Here is a 23063-nt window from a genome sequence, read left to right on the forward strand (position 1 = left end):
CCCCCACCGGCGGAACAACCCCGTTGCTCCACCGCGCCGAATCTTCCCCCACCGCCATAAGGTAATCAAGATGAAAACGCCTGTGCAAATCACCGTCACGGGAGCGGCCGGACAAATCAGCTATGTGTTGCTGTCCCGGCTGGTCGCGGGCGACCTCCTGGGCGATGACCAGCCCATCGCGCTGCGGCTGTTGGAAATCCCCGAAGCCCTTGGCGTCGTGCGCGGGGTGAACATGGAACTGATCGACTACGCCTCGCCCTTGCTAGAGGACGTGATCATTTCCAGCGACCCGGAAGTGGCGTTCAAGGATGCCGACCTGGCTTTCCTGGTAGGCGCGAGGCCGCGCGGCCCCGGCATGGAGCGGCAGGATTTGTTGCAGATGAACGCCGATATCTTCTCGGTGCAGGGCAAGGCCATCGACGCGGCGGCGAAACGCTCGGTCAAGGTGCTGGTGGTGGGCAATCCCGCCAACACCAACGCCCTCATCGCCCTGCGCAACGCCCCCGGCATTTCCCCGCGCAACTTCACCGCCATGACCCGGCTGGACCACAACCGCGCGGTCAGCCAATTGGCGCAGAAATGCGGCCGCACCACCCGCGATATCCGGCAGGTCGCCGTCTGGGGCAACCACTCCACCACCCAGCATCCCGACCTCTGCCACGCCCTGGTCGATGGCAAACCGGCCTTGGACTGGGTCGGGCGCGATTGGTACGAGAACGATTTCATCCCCACCGTGCAAAAGCGCGGCGCGGAAGTCATCCAGGCCCGCGGCAAATCCAGCGCCGCCTCCGCCGCCAACGCCGCCATCGGCCATATGCGGGATTGGGTCCTGGGCACCCCGCCGGACGACTGGACCAGTATGGCGGTCCACAGCGACGGCAGCTACGGCATCGAGCCGGGGGTGATGTGTTCGTTCCCGGTGCGGGTCCGGGACGGGGATTACGCCATCGTCCAGGGTTTGGAGATCGACGCCTTCACCCAGGAACGCATCAAGGCCACCGAAACCGAACTCATGATCGAACGGGACATGGTGCGGCACCTGCTCGGTTAAGCCTTCCTTCCCCTCCCCTCCTGTGGGAGCGGTCTTCAGACCGCGCCCCACGTCCCCGCCCCGCCCCGAATCCACGCCAAACCGTTTTGGTGCGAAAATACTCCCCAATCAGGTGCATATCTTCCCATCGGCCAGATGGGCGCGATTACCCAGCCTACGCTCACCCGCCCCACATCAAGACAAAAAATAAAACCAAATTAATGATTTAAAAAAAGCCGCCTTCCTCAGGGCGACGGTTTTACGAAAATTTCGCCGCCCAGCATTCCATATCGATACGAAACCATGTAGGCTATACACCACTTTGGTGCAAAAATGCACCAATAATGTATATCACTTACAAGAACAGATCGAGAGTTTTAGGAGGAAGCCGCCATGTCGCCCAGCCTTTCCCGCGCCGTCCTAGCCATCGCCGTTTTAGCCGCCACGGGCTCCGCCCTGGCCAAACCGGACGAAGTGTCCGAAGCACAGGTCCGGGGTTGCCAATACCTCAGCACCGTCGCGGGCAGTTCGGGCTACGGCAAGCACTTCGGCTGGCAACCCATCGCCAAGGCCGACGCCGAAAAGCGGGCCGGAGCCATCGGCGCGACCCATATCGTGTGGAGCGACATCAGGCAAGTGGGTGCCTTCAACGGCGAGGCCAAAGCCAAAGCCTATGCCTGCCGCTGACCGGGGAAGCGCCGGGCAATAAAAAACGCCGCCACTCCCCAGGGAATGGCGGCGTGTCAAGCCACAGGAAAATTGGTGATCCCATCCTGGCCGCTGAAGCCAACGACCAGGACGGGATCAACTTTACCGTCCAGGTCGGCCGGTGTCTTTGAAATCGGTCACAAAAGGCCGGGCCGCATTGGCCCATCCGCTCAGTTGATGGTCAGGATTCGGGCGAACACGCTACCGTCCGCCCGTACATACCCCTCCCATTCCGCGATATCCCCAACCTTGATCGCCTTGGCTCCGCCATTGAGTTCGAGCCGGGTGCAATCGCCGTAGACCACCTTGACCGTCCCCGCGTAGTAATAGCCCGTCCCGACCGCAGTCACTTTCTTCTTGCCCTGGGTTGGCTTGGCCCCCTTGGGCAGGGTGCAGGAAAGCTGGGCAGCGGGCGCGATGATGACGGCCGCGCCCAGGCTGGCGGTCTGGCCCAGGGCGTCGGTCACGGTCAGCACCGGCTGGAAGGTGCCCGCTGCGGTCGGCGTGCCGGAGAGGGTGCCGTCCGACGCGATGTTCACGCCCGTGGGAAGGCCGGTGGCCGTCCAGGCCAGGGTGCCGACCCCGCCGCCGGCGGTCGCCGACCCCGTGTAGGCCACGCCCACCGTGCCCGTCGCCGGGAGGCTGGCGGCGCCCAGCACCAGGGCCGGGGCCGGATCGACCGTCAGGCTGGCGCTGACGACACGGACCCGCCCGGTGGCGTCGCCGACCGTGATGGTCAAGGGATAGGTGCCCTGCTGGCCCAGGGCCGGGGTGCCGACGATGGCCGAACCCTGCACGCCCAACGAAGGCGGCAAGCCGCCGACCGCCACGCTATAGGGCGGGACGCCGCCGGTCGGCGCGAGCGGGACCGACACATAGGCGCTGCCCACCGCCGCGTTGGCAAAAACGGGCACGGCGAAACCCAAGCCCTGCGAGAGCGTGGCAGTGGTGGGATGGCACATGCCGATGCCGTCCAGCGTGCCCTGAAAGCTCACCAGGTTGCCGAGGGTCCAGGCCGTGAGCGGGGTCAGGGGCGGATTGATGACCGTGGCGTTCTGGGCCGGATAGGTCACGGTCTGGCCGCCGCCGTTCATGCCGCCGTTCACCTCGAACCACGCGCCGCGGTTCGCCATATTGGTGATGACCGCGTTGCTGGCCGAGCAAACGGCGGCATCGACCACCAGTTGCGGGGTGGCGACCACCTGCTCGTGGATGGCGTCGGCGGCGGTGATGGTGAGCGTATAGGTGCCCGGCGTGGTCGGCGTGCCGGAGATGACCGCGCCATCGAAGCCCAGCCCTTGCGGCAATCCGCTCACGAACACCGTGACCGGGGCGATACCGCCGACCGGCGCGATGGAGGCCGTGGTGTAGGCGCTGCCGGCCGTGGCGGGCAGGAAGCTCAAGGCGGGCAGGTTCAGGCCCGGCAGCGAGGACAGCGTGTCCGCCACGCAATAACCCTGGCCGTCCAGCGTGCCGGAAAAGCTCAGGAGATCGCCGACCTGGTATTGGGCCGCGCCCTGGCCCGCCGGATACAGGATGCTCTGCCCGCCATTGGCGACCCCGCCGCCCACGTCCACCGAGGCCGGGCCGACGTTGGTGATGACCAGGTGGCTGTCGGCGCAGGCCACCGGCGGCGGCGGCACCGCCGCGGCGACGATGGTGACGGTCTGGCTGGCGTTGGCGATGAAACCCAGGCTGTCCTTGGCGAGCAAGGTCACGTTATAGCTGCCCGCCGTGGTCGGGGTGCCGGTGATCTGGTTGCCGGACAGCGACAGGCCCGGCGGCAGGCTGTTGTTGAACACCAGATAGGTGATGCCGCCATAGCCGCCGCCCGCGGCCAGGGTTTCGGCATAGGCCGCGCCGACCGTGCCCTGCGACAAGCTCAACCCGAACACGATGGGCGCGTCCGCCACGTTCAGCGAGGTCGTGCCGACGGTCGAGAGTTGGTTGACGGTGTCGGTGACGGTGATGTTCAAGGGGAAATCGCCGACCACGGTGGGCGTGCCGCCGATAGTATCGCCGACGAGGCTCAACCCCTGGGGCAAGCCGGTCACGGCGAAGCTCAGGGGATCGCCGGGAACGCCGGGCGTCGCGCCGATGACCTGGGAATACGGCGAATTCACCACCGCCCCGGCGAGGGTGGCGTTCAGGGTCGGCGCGACCGGGATCGGCGGGGCCGGGGGAATCTGGCCGTCGAAATTAAGCCCGGCGTTCTGGGCCACCAGGAATTTGCCGAGGTCGGCGGGATCGGGCTGTTGCGGGGTGTCGGAGGTCTTGGGCAGGGCTTGGTTGGTCTCGGGGTCGCGGGCGCCGGTATAGGCGTAGAACTCGAAGCGGTAGACCACGCCGGTCGCGCCCGGATCGAGCGCCACCCCGGTCAGGTCGATCTGGCCGGAGCCGGGACTGCCGATATCGGTCTGCAACAACTGCCATTCGACCTGGACCTGGGTCTTGGCTTGCTTGATGACCCGGTCCTCGGCCATGAGGTTCTCGATGCCGATATCCTGGAGGGTGCCGGTCGCCGTGACCTTGACCCAGCGCGGCTCGCCGAACTCGTAATAATTGGGCCGGGGCGCGGCGATGACCACGTTCACCTTGGGCGGCTGCGGCTGCACGATGGGCGGGGGCGGCGGCAGGTTGGGGGCCGGGGGCGGCGGTTGGATCACCACCGGCGGCTGCGGGACCACGGTCCAGACCGGGGTCGGCACCGCGACATCGACCGGCGCCAAGGACGCGGAACCGGGGGTGGATTCGACCAGCCAGCTGTATTTCACCGGGCCGGTAGCGACCGAGGTGGAGATGCCGAAATGGTCGCAGGGATAGTTCGGCCCGTATTGGCCGGACGCGCCCAAGGGCCAGCAACTATCGCTGGGCTTGACCGGCAGGGTGCCGGACGGCGTACCCACGGCCCAGCCGCCACTGTATTTGGACTGGAAGGTGATGCGGGTGGCATAGCCCTTGGCTGCCATGGGCTTCTGGATTTCGACGATGGCCGGGTCGCCGTAGCGGTTCATGCCGGTCCAGCGCGGCGCGACGCCGAAGATCGAGGTGATCTCGTTGGGATGCAAATCCTCGATTTCGATCTCGAACCCATGGGCGGTCTGGCCGGTGTCGTTGATGACATCGAAATTGGCCAAGGGTCCGAACGCGGTAGCGGACCCCGCCACCGGGCCTAGCGCCAAGGCCGCGCCGATGGCGGCTTGCAGCAAGTTTTCCTTCATTGATATCTCCCGTTTAAAAGCCCCAATCGGACGGATGCCGCCCAGTCCACGCCCCGGCCCGCGCCGTGCAGGCAGGATGGCTTTACCGTCAATAAATAGTGACTTTTTGTTTTAACATGTCTAAAAATTAAAGACTAAATTTAGTCTTGTAACTTTATTATGAAGATAAGCCGGAGAAATGAATTAGAAATGCATCACATATTTCTAATTTTCTACCCTGGGAGCCCATGTGAAGGATCGGGGAGGTGGCGGTGTGGCCGGGCTAGGCCCATGGATGCATGGGCCAAGGTGGGGGTAGGCACACCGCCGACAGGGGCGATAGCGATTATCGGGCCAGTCCCGGATGAACCCGTCCCGGCGCGGGGCGGATCGGCCCGATCCGCAGGTGGCGCGGGGCGGTGCGTGGATTCCGGGGTGGGGAGGTGGGCGAGACGGTGCCAGGCCCGGAACGGGGTGGACCACGAAATTTACCGACAATCTTTGCGGGAATACCGCAACGATGGTCGGATACCCACCACGGGTAGGCTACGCGTCCAGGACGCGGACGATTTCGGCGAACACGGCCTCAGACGTGGTCCCTTGGACGCATTCCATGCCGGGGCAGCCGCCGCTGAGATGGCAGGGCGAACAAGGCACGGGATGGACCAGGGTCTTGGCCGCCGGATGATAGGGCCGCCAGATCGAGGTTTGGGTCGTGCCGGAATAGATCGACACCGCAGGCACGGCGCGGGCGGCGGCGATATGGCCGGAGGCCGATTCCAAGCCCACCAGGAGCCGGGCCTGGGCGATGGCCTCGGTCATGAGCCGCCAGTCCAATTGGCCGGAAAGATCGTGGATCGTGCCGGACAGCCCGGCGATGGCCCGGCAAACCGCCTGCTCGCGGAGGCCGTGGCCCAACAGCACCAGGGACAGGCCACGCTCCAGGCACAGCGCGGCCAGTTCGCGCCAGTGCCCGTCCGGCCAATGGCGGTGGACGCCGCCCGCGCCGACATGGAAGGCGATGAACCCCGCCGGAATCCCCCGCGCCGCCGCCAATTCCCGCCATCGCCGCCGGAGGGTCTCCGAAGCATGCAGCCGGGGCCGCGCCAAGGGCAAATGCTCGCGGCAGGCGGTGAGTTGGCCCAACAAGCGCCGGTGATGGTCCACCACATGGTCCGGGCCGTGCGACCAATCCAGCGCGTGGGTCAACAGCCCGCCGCAACCGCCACTGGTCCAGCCCAACCGCAACGGAATCCCGGCGGCGAACAGCAGCGGGATGCTATTGGGAAAATAAGGATAAAGGTCCAGCGCCAGATCGTAGCCGATGGCACGGATATCCCGGATCGCGGCGTAGCGGGACCGGCCATCCCGCGCCAATTTGCGCCACAGCGCGGATTCCTGGCGGTCGAGCCGCCAATGGGAGAAACAGTGCGCCCAAGCGATATCGGGATGATCGGCCAGGACTTCGGCGGAACCGGGATGGACCAGGAAGCCGATCCGGGCCTCCGGGAACGCTGCCCTGAGCACCGGCAGGACGCTGGTGGCGAGGATGGCGTCGCCGATATGGGCCTGGTTGCAGACCAGGATTTTGCCGGGCCGGATATCCAAGGGTTCCGGCGAGGGCCGGTGCAAGGTTTCCAACACCGCATCGAGGCCGCCGATGACGGTACGCAGGGCGGGATGGCGGAACAGGTAGCGGCCCCGCTTGGGGGCGCGGCGGCGGATGTCGGCGTCGATCATGGCGGGCTAGGCGGCCTGGCCGACCAGACGGGCGATGATCCGGGACGTGGCGCGGCCCGCCAGCACCGGGATCAATTCGACCCGGCCCCCGGCGGCTTTGACCTCGGCGGCACCGACCACCTCCGCCTCGGCGTAATCGTCGCCCTTGACCAGCACATCCGGGCGCAAAGCCTGGATCAAGGCCAGCGGCGTGTCCTCGTCGAACACCACCACGGCATCGACCGCCTCCAGCGCCGCCAGCACCCGCGCCCGATCGGCCTCGTGGATCACCGGGCGGTCCGGTCCCTTGAGCGCGGCCACCGAGCGGTCGGTGTTGAGTCCCACGACCAGCCTTTGCCCCAGCCGCTTGGCGGCTTCCAGATAGCCCACATGGCCGGCGTGCAGCAGGTCGAAACAACCATTGGTGAACACCAGGGTTTCCCCTTGCGAACGCCAATGTTCCGCCTGTCGCACAAGGTCCGGGAGGGCGCGGATTTTGTCGGCCTGGGTCTCGATCCCGGCCTGTTCGATGGCGCGGAGCAATTCGGCGCGGTCCACCGGCAGGGTGCCGACCTTGGCGACCACGGTGGCGGCGGCGTGGTTGGCCAGGCGGCAGGCGTCCAGGGGACTCAAACCGGCGGCGACGCCCGCCGCCAAACCGGCGATGACGGTATCGCCCGCACCCGACACATCGAACACCTCGCGGGCCTGGGCGGGTAGGTGCCGGGTAACTTCGGCCTCGACCAGGCTGATGCCCTGCTCGCCACGGGTCACGGCGATGAAATCCAGGCCCAGTTCGCGGCGCAACCGTCCGGCCCGCTCCAGCACCGCCGCCACGTCCTGGGCCGGTTCGCCCACGGCCTGGGCGGCTTCGCGCAGGTTGGGGGTGATGGCGTTGGCCCCGCGGTATTTGCGGTAATCCAGCCCCTTGGGATCGACCCACACGAAGATGTTCTTGGCCCGCGCCGCGCCGATCAGGCTTTGGCATAGCTCCGGGTCCAATGCGCCCTTGGCGTAGTCCGACAGGACCAGGGCGGCGATGGGTGCCTGCTCCAGCCGTTCCAGCACGGCACCGAGCAAACGCCCGCGCTCCGCGCCCGGATAGGCTCCGGTCGTTTCCTGGTCCAAGCGCAGCATCTGCTGGCGTCCGCCGATGACGCGGGTCTTGGTGATGGTGGGGCGCGATGCCGAACGCACCAAGCCGCCGCCGTGGATGCCGGTGTCCGCCAACATCTCCGTCAGCCGCAGCCCGGCCTCGTCATCGCCCAGATAGCCCGCGACCCAGGTTTCGACGCCCAACCCGGCGAGGTTCGCGGCGACATTGGCGGCCCCGCCGAAGCGCTCGGTCCTGTGCCGCAAACGCACCACCGGCACCGGCGCTTCCGGGGAAACCCGTTCGACCTCGCCCCAGAGATAGCGGTCCAGCATCAAGTCGCCGACCACCAAAATACGCGGGATTTCCAAGGTTCCAGCGGCGCGGAATCCACCGCGCACGGCTTCGAGCAAGTGTCGTTGTGGGTTCATGGGAGGGTTTCCAGTAATTCGCAAAGGATATGGCCGATGAGGATATGGGCTTCCTGGACCCTGGCCGTGTCGTGGCTGGGCACGATCAAGGCGTGGTCGCAAAGCCCGGCGATCTGCCCGCCGCCCGCACCCAACAGCCCGACCGTGGTCAGGTCCATGCAGCGCCCGGCGCGGAGGGCGGCGGCGACATTGGCGCTATTGCCCGAGGTCGAGATGCCAATCAGCACATCGCCGGGCTGGCCCAGCGCCTCGACCTGGCGGGCGAACACCCGCTCGAAGCCGAAATCGTTGCCCACCGCGGTCAGCACGGAAGAATCGGTGGTCAGGGCGATGGCGGCGAGGCCGCGCCGTTCGCGGCGGAAGCGGCCAACGATCTCGGAAGCGAGGTGCTGGCTATCGGCGGCGCTGCCGCCGTTGCCCATCCACAGCAGTTTGCCGCCGCGGGCGATGCACTCGCGCATGAGCCGGGCCAACCGTTCGATGGCGGGATAGCCCTCGGGCAGCCGGTCGAGGATGGCCCGGTGTTCAGCGAGCGCTTGGTCGAAGATGGATTTGCAGTGCATGGGTTCCCTGGCGCTAGGCCGCTGCTTGGAAGGAGAGTCCGGCGACGGCGGCGGGCCATGCCTTGGCCGGGTCGAGCCCCGTCGTCGCGGATCGATGGTGTCGATATCATCCTAGGAAAAACCGGCTTCGACCATATAGGTATCGCTACGGATACCCCGGCCACCCGGCCCAGCCGTAGATTAACCCGGCTGCTATAAAGGGGGTAAGCTTTGGGATGGAAAGCCAAGGCATCGCAAGGATGCATCAACCACGGCCAGGAATTTTCCGGCGGAATGAACCGCCTTGGAATAGCCATCCGGGTCCGGCATATCACGCTGCTATGCACCCTCTTTTTTGGCGACCCGGCCTGGGGAGCCGCCGATCCCACCGATAGTTTCCAGCCGAATTTCACCGAAACCCTCAGCTACGACGACAACCTGTTCCGCCTAACCCATAATGCCAATCCCACCCTGGTGGCGAATACGGGCCAGCGCTGGGATATCATCAACCGGATCGCGGCGGGACTCAAAATCGAATATCCCTGGGGACGGCAGAGCCTGGCTGTCGATGGCAACCTGGGCTATCAAACTTACGCCAACCATAGTTATCTGGATAACCTCAACGGTTTCGTCAACGGCAAATGGAAATGGCAACTCGGCAGCGATTGGGATGGTTTGATGAGCTATGGCTATCAGCGGGCCATCGGCGGTTTCACCAATACCGGCTTCTTCGGCAAGGATATGATTTCCAACCATACCGCGCTGTTCGATATCAATTATTGGTTCCACCCTAGCTGGCGCATCAATGGCCAATACCTATGGCTGGACAGCCAACACAGCGCCGATCAACGCCAATTCCTCGATCTCGTCGCCAATACCGGAAGCGGCGGGATTTATTATCAATCCACAGCGTTCAAGGATAGTTATGTGGGTTTACGCTATCGGCATAGCGATGGTTTCCAACCCCACCGGCAAATCGATTTCCTCACCTTAATCGATAACAGCTATACCGACGACGAGGTGGTCCTAGACAGTCTTTGGAAACCCACCGGAAAATCCCAGTTGCAAGGCAATATCGGCTGGTTGCGCCGTACCCAGCCGGATTTTCCCCAACGCAATTTCCAAGGACCGACCTGGCGCTTAGATTACCTCTGGACCCCCACCCATCTGACCCAGATCGAATTCGCGACCTACCGGCAACTCCGCAGTTTCCAGGATTTGACCGCGAGTTATATCCTGGTGGACGGCATAAGTTTGACTCCGGGTTGGTCGGCCACCGAAAAAATCTCGCTACACGCCCGGCTGGCTTGGGAACTATGGTCCTACCAAGGCAATCCCAGCACCGTCTTCGGGGTCAAGACCCGCGAGGATAATTTTTGGACCGAGCAAGTGGTGGCGAGTTATCAATTCGCCCGCAATGCCGAGGCCAGCCTTACCTATCAAGCCGCCCAGCGTACTTCCAATTATCCCCACCAAAATTTCCAGGACAATATGGTTTTTGCCAGTCTGGGCCTGAAGTTTTAAAATCCTCATCGTTCCCACGTTCTACGTGGGAACGTCGCCCCGGACGCTCCGCGCCCTATTAGGGATAAATAGAATCCAGCAACATCCCCGTAGTTTTGATGGCATAGCGCTGGGTCCAGGAAAATCCGTCCAAAATCGGCTCCCGGAACGAAATTCTTATCAAACCCTTATCGTAGCGGTCGGGATTGCCCTGTAGCGAATGATATTCAGCCGAAGGTCGCACCGTGGTTTCATTCACCCAAGCAATCGAATCGACGAGATCGCGATATTCCGCACCCAACACCGTATTCAAAGCAGGCTTGGGCGCGGCGGTGAACTTTTCATAATCCAAGCGCTTAATAAGCCGGTGTTTCGCCAACAACCGGGACGAATGCTCCACTTTGAACCAATCCCAAGCCGCGCCCAGCAACGACCGCTTCCGCATCAAAGCCGTGGTCGCCTTATCCCATTTCGGCCTTTGACTGGAAAACAAGGTATCGGCAGCATCGCGGCGTATATGTAGGAAACCGACCTGCGGGTCCAGGGCAAGAATCCAAGCCCTAGGCCCAGCTTTTGAGCTATCGATGAGTATATCGGCACCCGAGCAGTGTAGGATGGCATCGAATAGCCGGGATTGGATTTCGAGAAACGCCCTACATTGCGGGTCTTGCGCCAATGTCCGCAATGAAAATCTCTTATATAATAAATATCTATTACGGATAATTTGGTTTTCAAAAAATCGCAATCTCTCCAAATCACGGCCCGCGAAGCCCGCTGCTTCCAGCGTCCGACTCCAAAATCCACATTCCTGCAACCTAGCTCCGCAGGAACATAGAATCTGAGCCCAAGGCAAACGCCATAGGCAATGGAATTCACCCAAGGCGAAAGCCTTCGGGCTGGAATCTAGAGTCCGCTCCAACACCGTCGAACCACTCCGACCAGCTCCCATGATATATATGATCCGCACGTCCATGATTTTTCTGACTGTCCTTATCGATGGTTATTTACAACAGAAATCCGCTTATCCTAAGCTTGCCATTCCTTAAAGAAAACCCAGCCATTAATTAAGATTTATTTAAGCCGTTCTGGAGCCGGATAGCTATGACTCGATAATGCTTCTCTATCCCCAAGGTCCAATAAGCACCATAAACCCAAGGCCCGATAGGATAAAATATCAAATTTTTAGCATATAACCCGCCCAAGCCATCAAAACCAAGGCGCTGATAGTCGCCGCTATCCATAGACCCAAAACCAGTCTCGCAATACGGCTTCTAATAAACTCGAAAGATGTAGCTCCTTCTGCGGTATAGGCGATTACGAATCCAGATAGCACAAAAAACACTTGCACGCCCACCCAACCAAACCATGAATATTCCCACCACGAGGGCAAATCTGGAGCGATATTGAGCTGGCTATTGAGGGCATAATTGGGTGAAGCCCAAAGCACGGAAACCCAAATGATATACCGAAACCATCAATGCCGCGAGGAAGCGGATGAGGTCCAAGCCATAGATATGATTTTTTGCACCCTTCATAGCCGCCTCAACAAAAAACCGGCCATATTAAACACTGGATAATCGCGCCCGCCCCCACCGCGCCACCGGGGCCTCAAACCAGCGGAACGAGATATAAGCCACACTTATGGTAATCAACCAGACCATCGAGAAATACAGCACACGCTCGGGAATCGGCAATTCCCGGACTGGCGAACCTAAAAAATACTTCATCATCCATAGCAACAAAGCATGGAACAAATAACCACCATAGGAAATACTCCCCACCCAAACCAGTAAACGCGACGATAATAAACCAGATAAGGGACGCCGCAAAACCGCATGAATCAGCACCGCCCCCATGAATAAGTTGACGATCAAATACAGCAAGACTTCGCGATGTTGGCCGAAGATAATCCCGGAAATGATGTTACGGAAGGCGCTAATACCTGTAGCCCCTGCCTCACGATTAATATTGAGATAAGCGGCCACGTAAACCAAACCGCATATCATAGCGACCACCCAAGCCGCATCAGACAAACGATGATTGCCGTGCAACTTCGGCTCTACCCTGGCGATCAGCGAACCCAGCAAAAAAGCATCGAAGTGACAAATGGATGAAGCGTACACGGCGAACGCGGCCCAACCTGAATCAGGATTAATAGGGGTTATTACCGAGGAATAAAAATAACGAATAATAGGACCAGATATAATAAAAAAAACCGTAATTGGCAAACGAGAATGAACCGGCACGACCAGGGCAATAATGGGAAATAGCAAATAAAATTGTTCTTCGACGCTCAGCGTCCAAAGATGTCCGAAAGCGCTCCAAGTACCTGCTCCACTGCCCGGCACGTAACCGAATATCATCTGCCAATTGAAGGTGAAGCTGGCGAGATAAGGCAAATCTTGGAGCGGCTCGGACTGGCTTAAAGCCGATAATAAGACTATATTAATGATGATATAAATAAAATATATCGGCACGATCCGAAAGAAACGCCGCAGCATAAAATGGGCATAGCGCCTACGGATATCCTGTTCGATTTTTTCTTCGGCGACGAAGCCACGGGTGATGACATAACCAGAAATCGCATAAAACAGCCAAACCCCCATCCAGCCAAACGGTAATAATCCGCAATGCTGGGCGATCACCATGGTCATGGCGATAGCCCGCAAACCATCGATTTCGAGTACCCTGGTCCGCGCTAGCCATGCCTTTCCGCTGGTTTCCATACGCTATTTCTCCGCCCGCTATTCCATGCATAAGATTCGGCGTGGGTCCATCCGACCCCGTGCCAAATCGCCCAAAGCCCTGATATTCCCTTTCAACCTACCACGCCGATCCACCCAAGGTTCCGGCCACAAGGATTTAAGGATATTCGCCAATAGGTTTTTTAGCACCATCCAACCCGCGTATCCCGGTGACATCGTGCCTTTTTTGCATAGGTAAACCGGGTTGGCGATCTGGGAATACCCGAATCTCAGGCCGGAAGTGCGGCCCCGCTTGGTGCCAAGATGAACCCCGGTCATCCGCAGACAAATCACGACACGCCCATAAGCGGCCAAAGCGCGGCTGAAATCTATATCTTCCTGCCAACCGTATAAAGGCAAATTCTCGTCGAACCTTATCCCATGCTGCCGCACCGTGGCCATCTTGATAACCATATTGCAGCCATAACCTCCATAAGTTGTCTTAATTGCGGAATCCCAGGGTGGCAATGGCTTCCTATCCGCGATCAGACGCAAAGCCTGTTCCTGCTCGATACCTGGCCCACCGATGCCGTCCGCCAATAAATATCCCCGTGCCACCACAATATTCTGTAACTGCAATAGCTTTTCAGCCTCGGCAAGGTAATCGGGGTTGGGATAATAGTCATCGTCGAAAAACACCATAATATCGGCATCAGCGCAGGCGGCAATAATCGCATTGCGCTGGGACGACGAACCCCGTGGCGCGGCCACGCTTAGCACCGGGAACGGCAGGATGCCGGCCACGGCTGGATCGTAATCCGAGACCTCCGCTGGACAAATCACCAGGGCATCCGGTAGCCGGGTTTGCTTAGCGAGTTGAAATAGGGTTTGTGTCAGTTGCTCGCGGCGACCCGCAGTCGCTATGCCCACGACTAATTTCATCCGGGTTCTCCATGAATATCTTCCGACCCAAGTCCAACTTCATCAAAACCATCGCCAGGAAACAGGTAGTCACTACCTCGGCGACCACCCGCGCCCCCGCCATCGTGGAGCCGCCCACTTCGCCGAATAAGGCGCTCGCCAATACCGTGGCGATGCTCGATACCGCGCATACCGCGGTGGCCTTGATGATGTAGGCATCTTTACGCAAAGGTATCAGGACGTAGCTGGAAACCGCTTGGTTGAACGCGGCGAAGGGGAACATAAACCCGAATATCTGCATAATCAGGATAGTTTGCTCGAAACCCGGCCCCAGGATCAACGGTATAATCCAAGCCGATAACCCGACGGCAGCGAGCAAGGCCAAACCTCCGAATCCAAGCATGAACAGTATTCCATTGCGCATCAAGCGATAAGCCTCCCATTCATTTTCGCTGGAGCTGAGATGCCGTGTCACCGTACCTATCAATACCTGGCCTACCGGCTGCATGAAACTCAAGCCAACACTGGAAAAGCGCTCGGCGGGCCCGTAATAACCAACCTGGGCAGCGGACGCGAATAAACTCAAGAGATAAGTGGAAGCATTCGCCATCATGACTCTTAAACCACGGGAAGCGAATAAAGCCGTGGAATCCCATATCAGTCGGCAGGCACCTGCTAAGCTGAGATACTTCAAATTGATTTGGCGGGTGACCAAGGCATAGGCGACACCATTGATTATTAAGCCGGATAATAACAGCGCCTCCAAAACCCGCGCGCCCTCTTCCCGGTCCCGCACCATCAGCAAGATAAACCCCAGGCTGAGCGCGAATCCGAACACTTCCAACAAGGCTTGGGTGCGGAATTGCAAAGTGCCCTGGAAATACCATCCCAGATTGAATCCAGAATTGATGCCGATGGCGATGGCGTAGGCCATCAATTCCGGCTCGGTCCGCAATACCGGGGACAGCCAAGCCCCGCCCACGCCGATGGCGATAGCCAGGGGAATCATGATGACGCGGGCCATGGTTTGCCGTCCGACCTGGGCCGCGATACCGGAACGGTCGGTGGTTCCGGCCAGATCGCGCACCCCCGCGACCGAGCAACCATATTCGACACACAGCCATATCACCTGGAATAAGGCCGAAGCCGCCAAAACCTTGCCATATTCCTCCGGCCCCAAAACCCGGCCATAATAGGGAATCAGAATCAGCCCATAGATATAGCGGAACACATGGGCGATATAGACAAACCCCAAGGAATGCCGGGTCGATAGGGGTTTTTCCTGCCGCGCCGCGAGCGGTGGGCTGGCCGGCTCCAACCGGGCGGCGCGGCGGCGCTTCTTCCCGCGCCGATTCCTGGCGGAAGACCGCTGGCCGCGCTTCATGACGGCGCCTGGAAACTCAGGGGCATAATCCCAACCGCGCCAGCAGGGGATGGTCGGACTGCCGCGCCAAGACCTGCCCCACGGCATCGGCCAAGGCTTGCCTGAAGTTCTCCTGGGAAAAGCGCTCGGCATTGGCGCGGCAGACTTCCGGCCTGAAGCCGCCCATGGACTCGAACTCGCGCACGGCTTGGCATAGGGACGCCGCCGTCTGCCGCGGGAAAAACCAGCCGGTGCCCCGCTCGGGGTCGGGATCGGCCACCACGCTTTCCAGCACGCCGCCCGCGCCGTAGGCGATCACCGGCGTGCCGCAAGCCTGGGCCTCGACCGGGGTGATGCCGAAATCCTCTTCCGCCGCGAACACCAGCGCCTTGGCCCGCGCCATGGTGTCGGCCAGCACCGCGCCGGGCTGATAACCCAGCACCTCGATATTGGCGGCCCGCCGCGCCAGGAACCGCACCCGGTCCAATTCCGCGCCCTCGCCGATCATGACCAGGCGCTTATCGGGCATGGCGGCGAAGGCTTCGGCGATCAAGGGCATGCGTTTGTAGGCCACGTAGCGCCCGGCGGCGAGATAGAAATTCTCCTTATCCCGGCGTAGCTGGAAAGTCCCGGTATCCACCGGCGGATACACCACGCTGGCCGTGCGGCCATAGACTTTCCGTATCCGTCGGGCGACATAGGCCGAATTGGCGATAAAACCATCCACCCCATGGGCGGTACGGGTATCCCAGAGCCGCAGATAATGCAGGCAAGCCCGCGCGGCCCAGGATTTCCAGCCGGTTTCCAACCGGGATTCGCGCAGGTATTGGTGCTGCAAATCCCAGGCGTAACGGATCGGTGTATGCACATAGCTGATATGGATTTGGTCCGGCCCGGTAATCACCCCCTTGGCCACCGCGTGGCTGGAGGAAATCACCAGGTCGTAATCCGACACATCGAATTGCTCGACCGCCAGCGGCATCAAGGGCAGATAATGACGGTAACAGGTCCGCGCCCTGGGCAGGCGCTGGATGAAGCTGGTCCGGGCCTGGCGCCCCTCCAGGAACGCCCGCTCGCCCTCGTCCAGGAAATCCACCAGGGCGAACAAATCGGCCTGCGGATAGACCTTGAGGATTTGCTCCAGCACTTTTTCCGAACCCGCCCGGCTCACCAGCCATTCATGGACCACGGCGACCCGCAACGGCCCGGTGGCGGCATGTGGTAGCGACGGGCTGTCGGGGGATGGGGCTTGCAATTGCAAGCGCCGTGGGCTGCCGCTCAAGTTTTGCACAAAGCCTCCTGCATGAATGCCAGATTCAGCCGGGCGCTTTCCTTCCAGGAATAGCGCTTGGCCCGCGCCAAACCGGCCATGGACAAGCGCTGGCGCAGCCCGGCGTCGGCGAACACCGCCCGGATTTGCCCGGCCAGTTGATCGGGACGCTTGGGATCGAAATACAACGCGGCCTCGCCGCAGACCTCGCGCACCGCCGGGGCGGTCGAGGCCAGCACCGGACAGCCGCAGGCCATGGCTTCCAGCGGCGGAATCCCGAAACCCTCGTAGAACGAAGGGAAGATGAAACAGCCCGCCTTACGGTACAGCGCCTTCAAGGCCGCGTCGGAGACATAACCCACCCGTTTGATCGCCTCGGGATGGGCCGCGGCGCTACGGAACACGCCAGGGTCGGCCATCCCGGCGGCGACGCAAGGCGGGGCGGCGTCGCCCAGGAGCCGGATGGCCTCGGCGATGGTGGCGAAATTCTTGTTGGGCGTCGGGCTGCTGACCGCCAGCGCGTAGGGATCGGTCCCCAGCCCGTAATGGTCGAGGACGGCGTCGTCCGCCTCGATGCGGCTCAAATGCTGCCAGCCCTCGGTGGCGATCCTGAGCCGGTCCTCCGCCACGCCGAAGCACTGGGCGATTTCCTCCGCGCTGAAGCGGGACACGGTGATGGTGAGCGGCGAGCGCCGGGTGATGGAGCGCAGCAAAACCTCGTGCCAGAGCCGGAAACGCCAGCCGAAGGATTCGGGAATCCGCCGCACCGAAGTATCGTGGACGGTGATGGACTGCCGCCGCTTCAACACCGGCCCGGTCGCGCCGAAGCTGAACAAAAAACCGCGCCCGACCCGCCAAGGCAAATCGAATTGCTCCCACAAATGGCCCCGGAAATACCCGAATTGTTCGGCGGGAATCGCCCGCAACTCGGGTAAATCGACCCCTTTGGGCGCGAGCAGCCGACAACTCAGGCCATCGCCTTCGCCATGGGCCAATAGGGAATCCAACTCCGCCAATACTTCGCGGGCATACCGTTGTATTCCCGTCACCCGCTGCCCCAGGAAACGGCCATTGATAAACACCGTTTGCCGGGGCGATAGATAAGCGATCCCGTGCTGACTCATAATCAAACCCCAAGGGCCAGCGCCCGGACCGGATAATATCCCTGATCCCGCATATCGATCACATCCCTGTCGTGTCAGACGAATAAGCCAAAACGGCCCTGACGCTATTATCCGACTAATAGTGTAGGTATTATCCAGCGCTCCTGCTGGGGTCGGCTATATGAGAAACTGCGTATGGTTCAAACCTTGCCTGGATGCCCACGCCAGGAATGGCTATCGGGATATTGGCGTGGCTTGAAACCAGCCCCGTCCCGGGCGGATTCCCATTGCGGTTTTCGGCAGACCCCACCCGCCGCCGCCACGGCGGATAGGGTATAGAAAACCATCCCAGGATCGGCCATGGTCCCGGAAATCGCCCCCGCCACCAGCACCGCCATCAGACCATGCCGCGCCGCCCTGGCCACCGCCGCGACCGTGGCGGACTCCACGAAGACCGGCACGGCGAATAACCGCGAGCAAAACAGCGTAAACAACCCGACGCCAATCACTCCGATATTCGATAACAACGCCATGGGAAAACTAGAGGCCCGCGCACTGCCAAAGCCTATCCCTAGCCCATAGGTATCGATAAAATTAACCCAAGCTTGCTGGTTCCATAAACTTCTTTCCCGGCCCGAGGCACTATCCAGTTTATTCACCAGGGTCAAATCGAAGAATTCAAAGATACGGCTGAAGATTCGCGGCTGGCTCAACGCCAGGAAACACCCAGCCAAAACCACCACCCCCACCATCAGCGTGGTCGGTCCCAAATACAAAGCCTGCCTATGCCAATAGGCCTGGGCCAAGGCCACCGCCGTGGCGAGGGTTCCATAAATCAGTAAGCCCGCATAAGCGGTCGAAGAAGTCGTCATCAATAACAAGCCCAAGGACGCCAAAGCCACGATACCGCTATAAACCCCGCGCACCCCATCCCGGCACAGGCTGGCCGTGAACGCGAACAAAGCCAGGGTAAACGATGAAAATGCCGAGGTTTCCGGGAACGTACCATAAATACGCAATAAACCTCCGACCTCGCCGCCAGTGAACGTGGCATAGCTCGCATTGCGGAATAGGTTCAATACACTGGGAAAACCCAGGTTATTCTCCGCCAACTGCAATACCCCGGCCCAGATATTCAGCATCGCGAGCAATAACACCGCATCGCGCATCCCCGCCATGCGCCGCTCGGAATCCAGCAAGCTACGCACCGAGAGGAAACACGCCAAACCGAGCAAGGCATAGATGGATTGGGTGAGGTTGGTCGAAAGCGGTTTGAGTGGCATCAAGGCCACGCCGCCGATCACACCGCGATTGGTGCTAAACACATAAGTTTCACCAGAGAACAAGCGGGGCAACCCTATGGCGCTCAGCACTTCCCATAACACCAGCAATAATAACCAAAACCCAGGTTCTGGATACGTTATCAGCCTGGGCGATAAGGATATTCCACGGTTGGCTATCGCTTTCCATATCAAAAACGGCATGAGTAAAACAGCGGGCAGGATGGGCGCATCTCCGAGCATGGAAAACGACAGGGTCGCGGTTCCGCCGAATAAAAGGCAAATCATCAGCGCATAGAGAATTCCCTCGCCCGATGCGAGCAGTCCCGCGAGAATCACGGGGATTGCGAAAACCGTGATTTCCATGAGTCGCCACACCCTATCAGCTTAATAATTCACGCCAATATCCAAAGGCGCATCCAACCAGGTGCCGGAAATATAAACCGGGGCGGCCCCCAGCTTAATCCTACGCCTGCCCTGCACGCTGGTATCGAGAGCCACGGGTTTACCCAAGACATCGACCGCCTCGATGGTCTTCTCATTCGCGGGAACACTGAGATAAGGCGCCGCGCCTTCCACGCTCCAAACCACCAGTTTCCGACCCCGCGCCCCGGTGAATACGAATCCCTGTATCCCGCTGGCGGGATGGTCGGCACCGGCGAGTTGGCTCAGCAAAATCATATCGCCCAATTGCCGGGCCATGGTTTGATAAGCGAAATAGGTTTGCCGGTGCTGCCCATTATTGCGGGTCAACCCCATGAGACCATCGACCGCATCATAGGAAGAAAACCAGCAGGTCGCCTTGATACCCGCCGCCGCCGCTAGAATATAAGTCCTGGGCAGATAAGCCACCAAGGTGGATTCTGGAATACTGCCTTTCGCCCCTTCTAATGGCCAGCCCCATTCGGTAATCCATATTTCCGGGGTATAACCCAGTTTGGCCTTGCCTTGATCGCGTAAACGGCGCACCGCCGACCGGAACGAGCGGTCCTGATCAACCACGTTGAAAGGCCGGGTCCAATCGGTATCATAGGCGACGGCGGTATATTCTGGATTAGCGGGCGCATTATAAGGATGGACCGCAAAACCGGCGATTTCCTTGGGCAGACCGGCTTCGAGAAACCAATAATGCACGATCCACATATCGTCATCGGTCAACAGCTTGATGGCAGGGTCGATAGCCTTGACCGCGCGCACCGATTCCTGGGTGATCTTGATATATTGATCCACCCAAGGCGAAGGCGCTTTACCCTGCCAATGACCCCCGAATTTTTGCAGTATCGCGTCGTTATGGGGTTCGTTCCATATTTCCAGGACGAAAGGTACCCCGGAGGCTTTCATCAAGCCCGCCACCTGGGCGGCATAACGGGAGAAACCCGATGCATTCACCGAGTGGGTAGGATTTTCTGGGGTATTGGGATAGGCTTTCTGATTGCCATAAGCGAGCATGAAAACCACGCCGATGCCATGTGCCTTATAATAGTCCAGGCGTTGCTGGAAGTCGTTGGGGAAGTGGCTTAAAAACTGTCCAGCGGTGGGCTCCATAATGGACCAGCCGACATTATCCCGTACCCAGCGCACGCCCAACTCGGAGAGATTCGATAAGCTGGCAAGCGGTTCGCCTTGGCTGAACTTCACGCCCAGGCATAAAGTCTCGCGGAAAGGCGTGGCAGCGGGCTGGAAATCGCCGCCGGGCGGAGGCAATACCGCGCCCCAATCCGCCGCCATCGCGCTTTCCAAGCCCATCCATAACACGAAGCCTAGCACTATCCATAACAATCGCTTTCCCTGCTTGGACATGGGATGGCCTCCAAAAATTATCCGCCCATACTCCACTCCCGGCCAGTAGGTTCCGGGTTTCAGATATCGTTGAACACCGCCGCGACCCATTCCACCCTGGCATCGATGAGATGGGTTTTCACCGCCTCCAAATCCTTCATCCGGGTTTGGTTTTTCCTGACCACCAGCAATACATTCTTGGTATTGGCCGCGATGATCTGGGTATCGGCATAGCGGTTGGCGGCGGGGGTATCCACGATCACCACCGCGTAAATCCGCCCGCACTCGCGCAACAAGGCCGCGAAGGCGGGCCGGTCCAGCAATTCCTGCGGATTGGGCGGCACGGTCCCGGCGGGCAGGACGGAAAGGCCACCGAAAGCCCCGATCTCGGCGATGACTTCGGTGCCGCGGCGTCCGGCCAAAACATCCGCCAAGCCTTGACGCTGGGCCAGCCCGAAAATGCGGTGCTGCCGCGGCTCGCGCAGATTGGCGTCCATCAACAAGGTCCGCACGCCCAATTGGGCGAAAGCCACGGCGAGATTGGCGGCGACATAGCTGCAACCATCGCCCCGGTCCAGGCCGGCCACCGCCAAGGCAGTGGCATCTTCCAAGCCGAACAGCCGCAAATTCAATTGGCTGCGCAAACGCCGGAACACCTCGGCGCGGTCGCCGAACGGCGCATGGGCCAGGGTCAGTTCGGGGCTGAACGCCTGGGCCTCGGGCTGGCCGGGCACGAAATAGGCATAATCAAACTGCCGGGCCAGGGCGATTTCCACATCGGCGTTCTCGACCAGACCCAGGCTCACGGCGGCCTCGCCGAAGCGCAAACCCCGCTCCTGCTGGCGGCGCTCGATGGCGTCGATATCCAGGAAACCGATCTTGCCGGTTTCGGCCAACAGTTTGCCGATGGGCTTGCTGGCCAGCGCTTGCGGGAAGCCGGCCCGGCGCTCCAAGCGCTCGACGCGGACGGGTTCCGCGTGCGATTCCTTGTGTAATTCCTTCATGGATATGGGCCTCCTCGTGGGGGCAAAGCCGGTTTTTGGAGGAAGCCCAACGCGGGACGCCGCGTCCGCCCTGGGGCGATGCTGACCAGGACCGGCACGCCCAAACCCCGCCCGATATCGTCTTCCGCCCGCACCCGGCGGTCGAAGACCTCACGCAACAGGGCGCAGGCCACGCCGAACAGGACGCCCATGACCACGCCGATGGCGAGGTTCAGCGCCAGGCGCGGCTTGGATGGCCACAACGGCGGCACGGCGGAATTCAGCACGGCGATCTCGGTCTGGCTGCGCTGGCTTTCCAGGCGGATTTGCTCGGTGCGCTGGCGGGCGCTGTCGTAGGCACGTTCGGCGTTCTCGACTTCGTGGGTCAGCACCATGGCGCGGTCGCGTCCTTCCTTCAGTTCGAGGACGCGGTTTTTCTGGCGGTCCAGGGCGTGTTCGATCTGGGTTTCGCGCTGCTGGGCCTGGGCCGCCGCGTGGGCTAGGGAACCTTTCACATTCTGGATTTCGGCGGCGATCTTGCGCTTGAGGCTGTCGCGCTCGGCGCGGGCGCTTTGGTGGACCGGATGCTTGGGGCCGAGTTGATCGGCGGTCTCGGCCAGTTTGGCCTCGGATTGGGCCAGGGCGTGCTTGAGGTTCTGGATCAAGGCGTTGCCCTGGATATCGGGCAATTCTTCCAAGCGGCCCTTGGCCTCGGCCTCGGCGACTTGGCGCTGGCGGGTCTGGATATCGTAGGTCTGGGTCTGGGCGATCACCCATTGGCTGGAGAGTTCGGCCAGCCGGGCGTTTTCCACGTCGAGCTTTTCGTCGGAAGCCACGATGCCGGTGCGGCGCTGGTATTCCGACAGCCGTTGCCGGGCCGCTTCCACCTGGCCGCGCAGATTCTTGATCTGGTCCTCGAACCACGAGGCCTGGGTGCGGGCCGGATCGACCCGCAAATCCAGGTTGGTCTGGATATAGGCGCGGGCGAAGGCATTGGCGACCCCGGCGGCGAAGTCCGGGTCGGTGCTGGAAAACTCGATGGCGATGACGCTGCTATCGCGGCCCGGCCTCGCGTCCAGGTACTTCACCAAGCGGTCCGCCACCCAATCGCGCACGCTGCCCCGGCCCTCGGTTTCCTGGTCGAATTTCTCGACCAGTTCGGGAACCTCGGTCAGTTTGAGGCTATCGACCACCCGCAGCGCCACGGCGTGGCTGGTGATGATATCGACCTGGGTCGCCAGATAGCCGGTCAGCAACTGCCCCGGCAGGATCATCCCGGTGATGGGGTCCACGCCCTTGAAATCGACCAACACCGAGGCCCGGGCGGTATAGGTCTTGGGCAGCGCCCAACTGAGGCCGGCGACCAACCCCACCACGCCCAGAAACACCGCCAGCACCGCCCGCCACCGCGCCGCCAGGATCAAAAACATTTGGGTATAGGTCATGGACGGCTC

The 23063-nt window shown here is 61.0% G+C and carries 19 protein-coding genes; 4 read left to right on the top strand and 15 right to left on the bottom strand.

From position 1 onward, the window contains the following. Positions 1-70: 70 nt before the first annotated feature. Together B9N93_RS00370 and B9N93_RS00375 are read left to right on the top strand one after the other, a co-directional pair. Positions 71-1051: a malate dehydrogenase gene (locus B9N93_RS00370; protein ID WP_085209836.1), complete on the top strand. Its 981-nt coding sequence runs from the start codon at positions 71-73 to the stop codon at positions 1049-1051. A gap of 372 nt (positions 1052-1423) precedes the next feature. Continuing rightward, the gene (locus B9N93_RS00375) at positions 1424-1717 is read left to right on the top strand and encodes a hypothetical protein (protein WP_085209838.1); all 294 of its coding nucleotides are present in this window, start codon (positions 1424-1426) and stop codon (positions 1715-1717) included. 191 nt (positions 1718-1908) lie between these two features. Here B9N93_RS00375 and B9N93_RS00380 read toward each other — a convergent pair whose 3' ends face one another. The 4 genes from B9N93_RS00380 to B9N93_RS00395 form a co-directional block, all read right to left on the bottom strand. Next, on the bottom strand, positions 1909-4959 hold the full coding sequence (locus B9N93_RS00380) for a putative Ig domain-containing protein (RefSeq protein WP_085209839.1): 3051 nt from the start codon (positions 4957-4959) through the stop codon (positions 1909-1911). 525 nt (positions 4960-5484) lie between these two features. After that, positions 5485-6678 carry a glycosyltransferase family 9 protein gene (locus B9N93_RS00385; protein ID WP_085209841.1) on the bottom strand — a complete coding sequence of 398 codons (1194 nt, stop codon included), beginning with the start codon at positions 6676-6678 and terminating at the stop codon, positions 5485-5487. Positions 6679-6684: 6 nt separating this feature from the next. Continuing rightward, entirely contained in the window at positions 6685-8181 is a 1497-nt protein-coding gene (gene rfaE1, locus B9N93_RS00390; RefSeq protein ID WP_085209843.1) for a D-glycero-beta-D-manno-heptose-7-phosphate kinase, read from the bottom strand. Then, positions 8178-8744, bottom strand: a complete 567-nt coding sequence (locus tag B9N93_RS00395; RefSeq protein ID WP_085209845.1) for a D-sedoheptulose 7-phosphate isomerase — start codon at positions 8742-8744, stop codon at positions 8178-8180. Before B9N93_RS00395 ends, rfaE1 begins: the two co-directional genes overlap by 4 nt. A gap of 273 nt (positions 8745-9017) precedes the next feature. Between B9N93_RS00395 and epsL the strand changes: the two genes are divergently transcribed. After that, the gene (epsL, locus tag B9N93_RS00400) at positions 9018-10247 is read left to right on the top strand and encodes an XrtB/PEP-CTERM-associated polysaccharide biosynthesis outer membrane protein EpsL (protein WP_085209847.1); all 1230 of its coding nucleotides are present in this window, start codon (positions 9018-9020) and stop codon (positions 10245-10247) included. 58 nt (positions 10248-10305) lie between these two features. Here the strand turns inward: epsL and B9N93_RS00405 are convergent, their stop codons facing one another. The 8 genes from B9N93_RS00405 to B9N93_RS00435 form a co-directional block, all read right to left on the bottom strand. Further along, the gene (locus tag B9N93_RS00405) at positions 10306-11199 is read right to left on the bottom strand and encodes a sulfotransferase (RefSeq protein WP_085209850.1); all 894 of its coding nucleotides are present in this window, start codon (positions 11197-11199) and stop codon (positions 10306-10308) included. Positions 11200-11400: 201 nt separating this feature from the next. Then, positions 11401-11673, bottom strand: a complete 273-nt coding sequence (locus tag B9N93_RS26780; RefSeq protein WP_176225070.1) for an acyltransferase family protein — start codon at positions 11671-11673, stop codon at positions 11401-11403. 115 nt (positions 11674-11788) lie between these two features. Continuing rightward, positions 11789-12952 carry an acyltransferase family protein gene (locus B9N93_RS00410; RefSeq protein ID WP_085209852.1) on the bottom strand — a complete coding sequence of 388 codons (1164 nt, stop codon included), beginning with the start codon at positions 12950-12952 and terminating at the stop codon, positions 11789-11791. Between the two features lie 18 nt (positions 12953-12970). Next, the gene (locus B9N93_RS00415) at positions 12971-13852 is read right to left on the bottom strand and encodes a glycosyltransferase family 2 protein (RefSeq protein WP_085209854.1); all 882 of its coding nucleotides are present in this window, start codon (positions 13850-13852) and stop codon (positions 12971-12973) included. Next, complete coding sequence (locus B9N93_RS00420) at positions 13779-15215, bottom strand: lipopolysaccharide biosynthesis protein (RefSeq protein ID WP_176225071.1); 1437 nt, start codon at positions 15213-15215, stop codon at positions 13779-13781. The genes B9N93_RS00415 and B9N93_RS00420 overlap by 74 nt, the downstream gene beginning before the upstream one ends. Before the next feature lie 16 nt (positions 15216-15231). Next, positions 15232-16485, bottom strand: a complete 1254-nt coding sequence (locus tag B9N93_RS00425) for a glycosyltransferase family 4 protein (protein WP_217807242.1) — start codon at positions 16483-16485, stop codon at positions 15232-15234. Then, positions 16473-17588 carry a glycosyltransferase family 4 protein gene (locus tag B9N93_RS00430; protein WP_085209860.1) on the bottom strand — a complete coding sequence of 372 codons (1116 nt, stop codon included), beginning with the start codon at positions 17586-17588 and terminating at the stop codon, positions 16473-16475. The genes B9N93_RS00425 and B9N93_RS00430 overlap by 13 nt, the downstream gene beginning before the upstream one ends. Before the next feature lie 179 nt (positions 17589-17767). After that, a complete protein-coding gene (locus B9N93_RS00435) occupies positions 17768-18892 on the bottom strand; it encodes a hypothetical protein (protein ID WP_125468775.1) in 1125 nt (374 codons plus the stop codon). Between the two features lie 34 nt (positions 18893-18926). On the opposite strand from B9N93_RS00435, the gene B9N93_RS24350 reads away from it, so the two are divergent. Further along, complete coding sequence (locus B9N93_RS24350; RefSeq protein ID WP_125468776.1) at positions 18927-19145, top strand: hypothetical protein; 219 nt, start codon at positions 18927-18929, stop codon at positions 19143-19145. Positions 19146-19234: 89 nt separating this feature from the next. On the opposite strand, the gene B9N93_RS00440 is transcribed toward B9N93_RS24350, so the two are convergent. The 3 genes from B9N93_RS00440 to epsF are packed head-to-tail and all read right to left on the bottom strand — an operon-like array spanning position 19235 to position 23054. Beyond that, a complete protein-coding gene (locus B9N93_RS00440) occupies positions 19235-20647 on the bottom strand; it encodes a cellulase family glycosylhydrolase (protein WP_125468777.1) in 1413 nt (470 codons plus the stop codon). Positions 20648-20706: 59 nt separating this feature from the next. After that, positions 20707-21630 (bottom strand): chain length determinant protein tyrosine kinase EpsG, encoded by a 924-nt coding sequence (epsG, locus tag B9N93_RS00445; protein WP_085209867.1) that lies wholly within the window; start codon positions 21628-21630, stop codon positions 20707-20709. Beyond that, positions 21627-23054: a chain length determinant protein EpsF gene (epsF, locus tag B9N93_RS00450; protein ID WP_085209869.1), complete on the bottom strand. Its 1428-nt coding sequence runs from the start codon at positions 23052-23054 to the stop codon at positions 21627-21629. The genes epsG and epsF overlap by 4 nt, the downstream gene beginning before the upstream one ends. Between the last annotated feature and the right edge of the window lie 9 nt (positions 23055-23063).

The sequence above is a fragment of the Methylomagnum ishizawai genome (assembly GCF_900155475.1).
Lineage (GTDB): Bacteria > Pseudomonadota > Gammaproteobacteria > Methylococcales > Methylococcaceae > Methylomagnum > Methylomagnum ishizawai_A.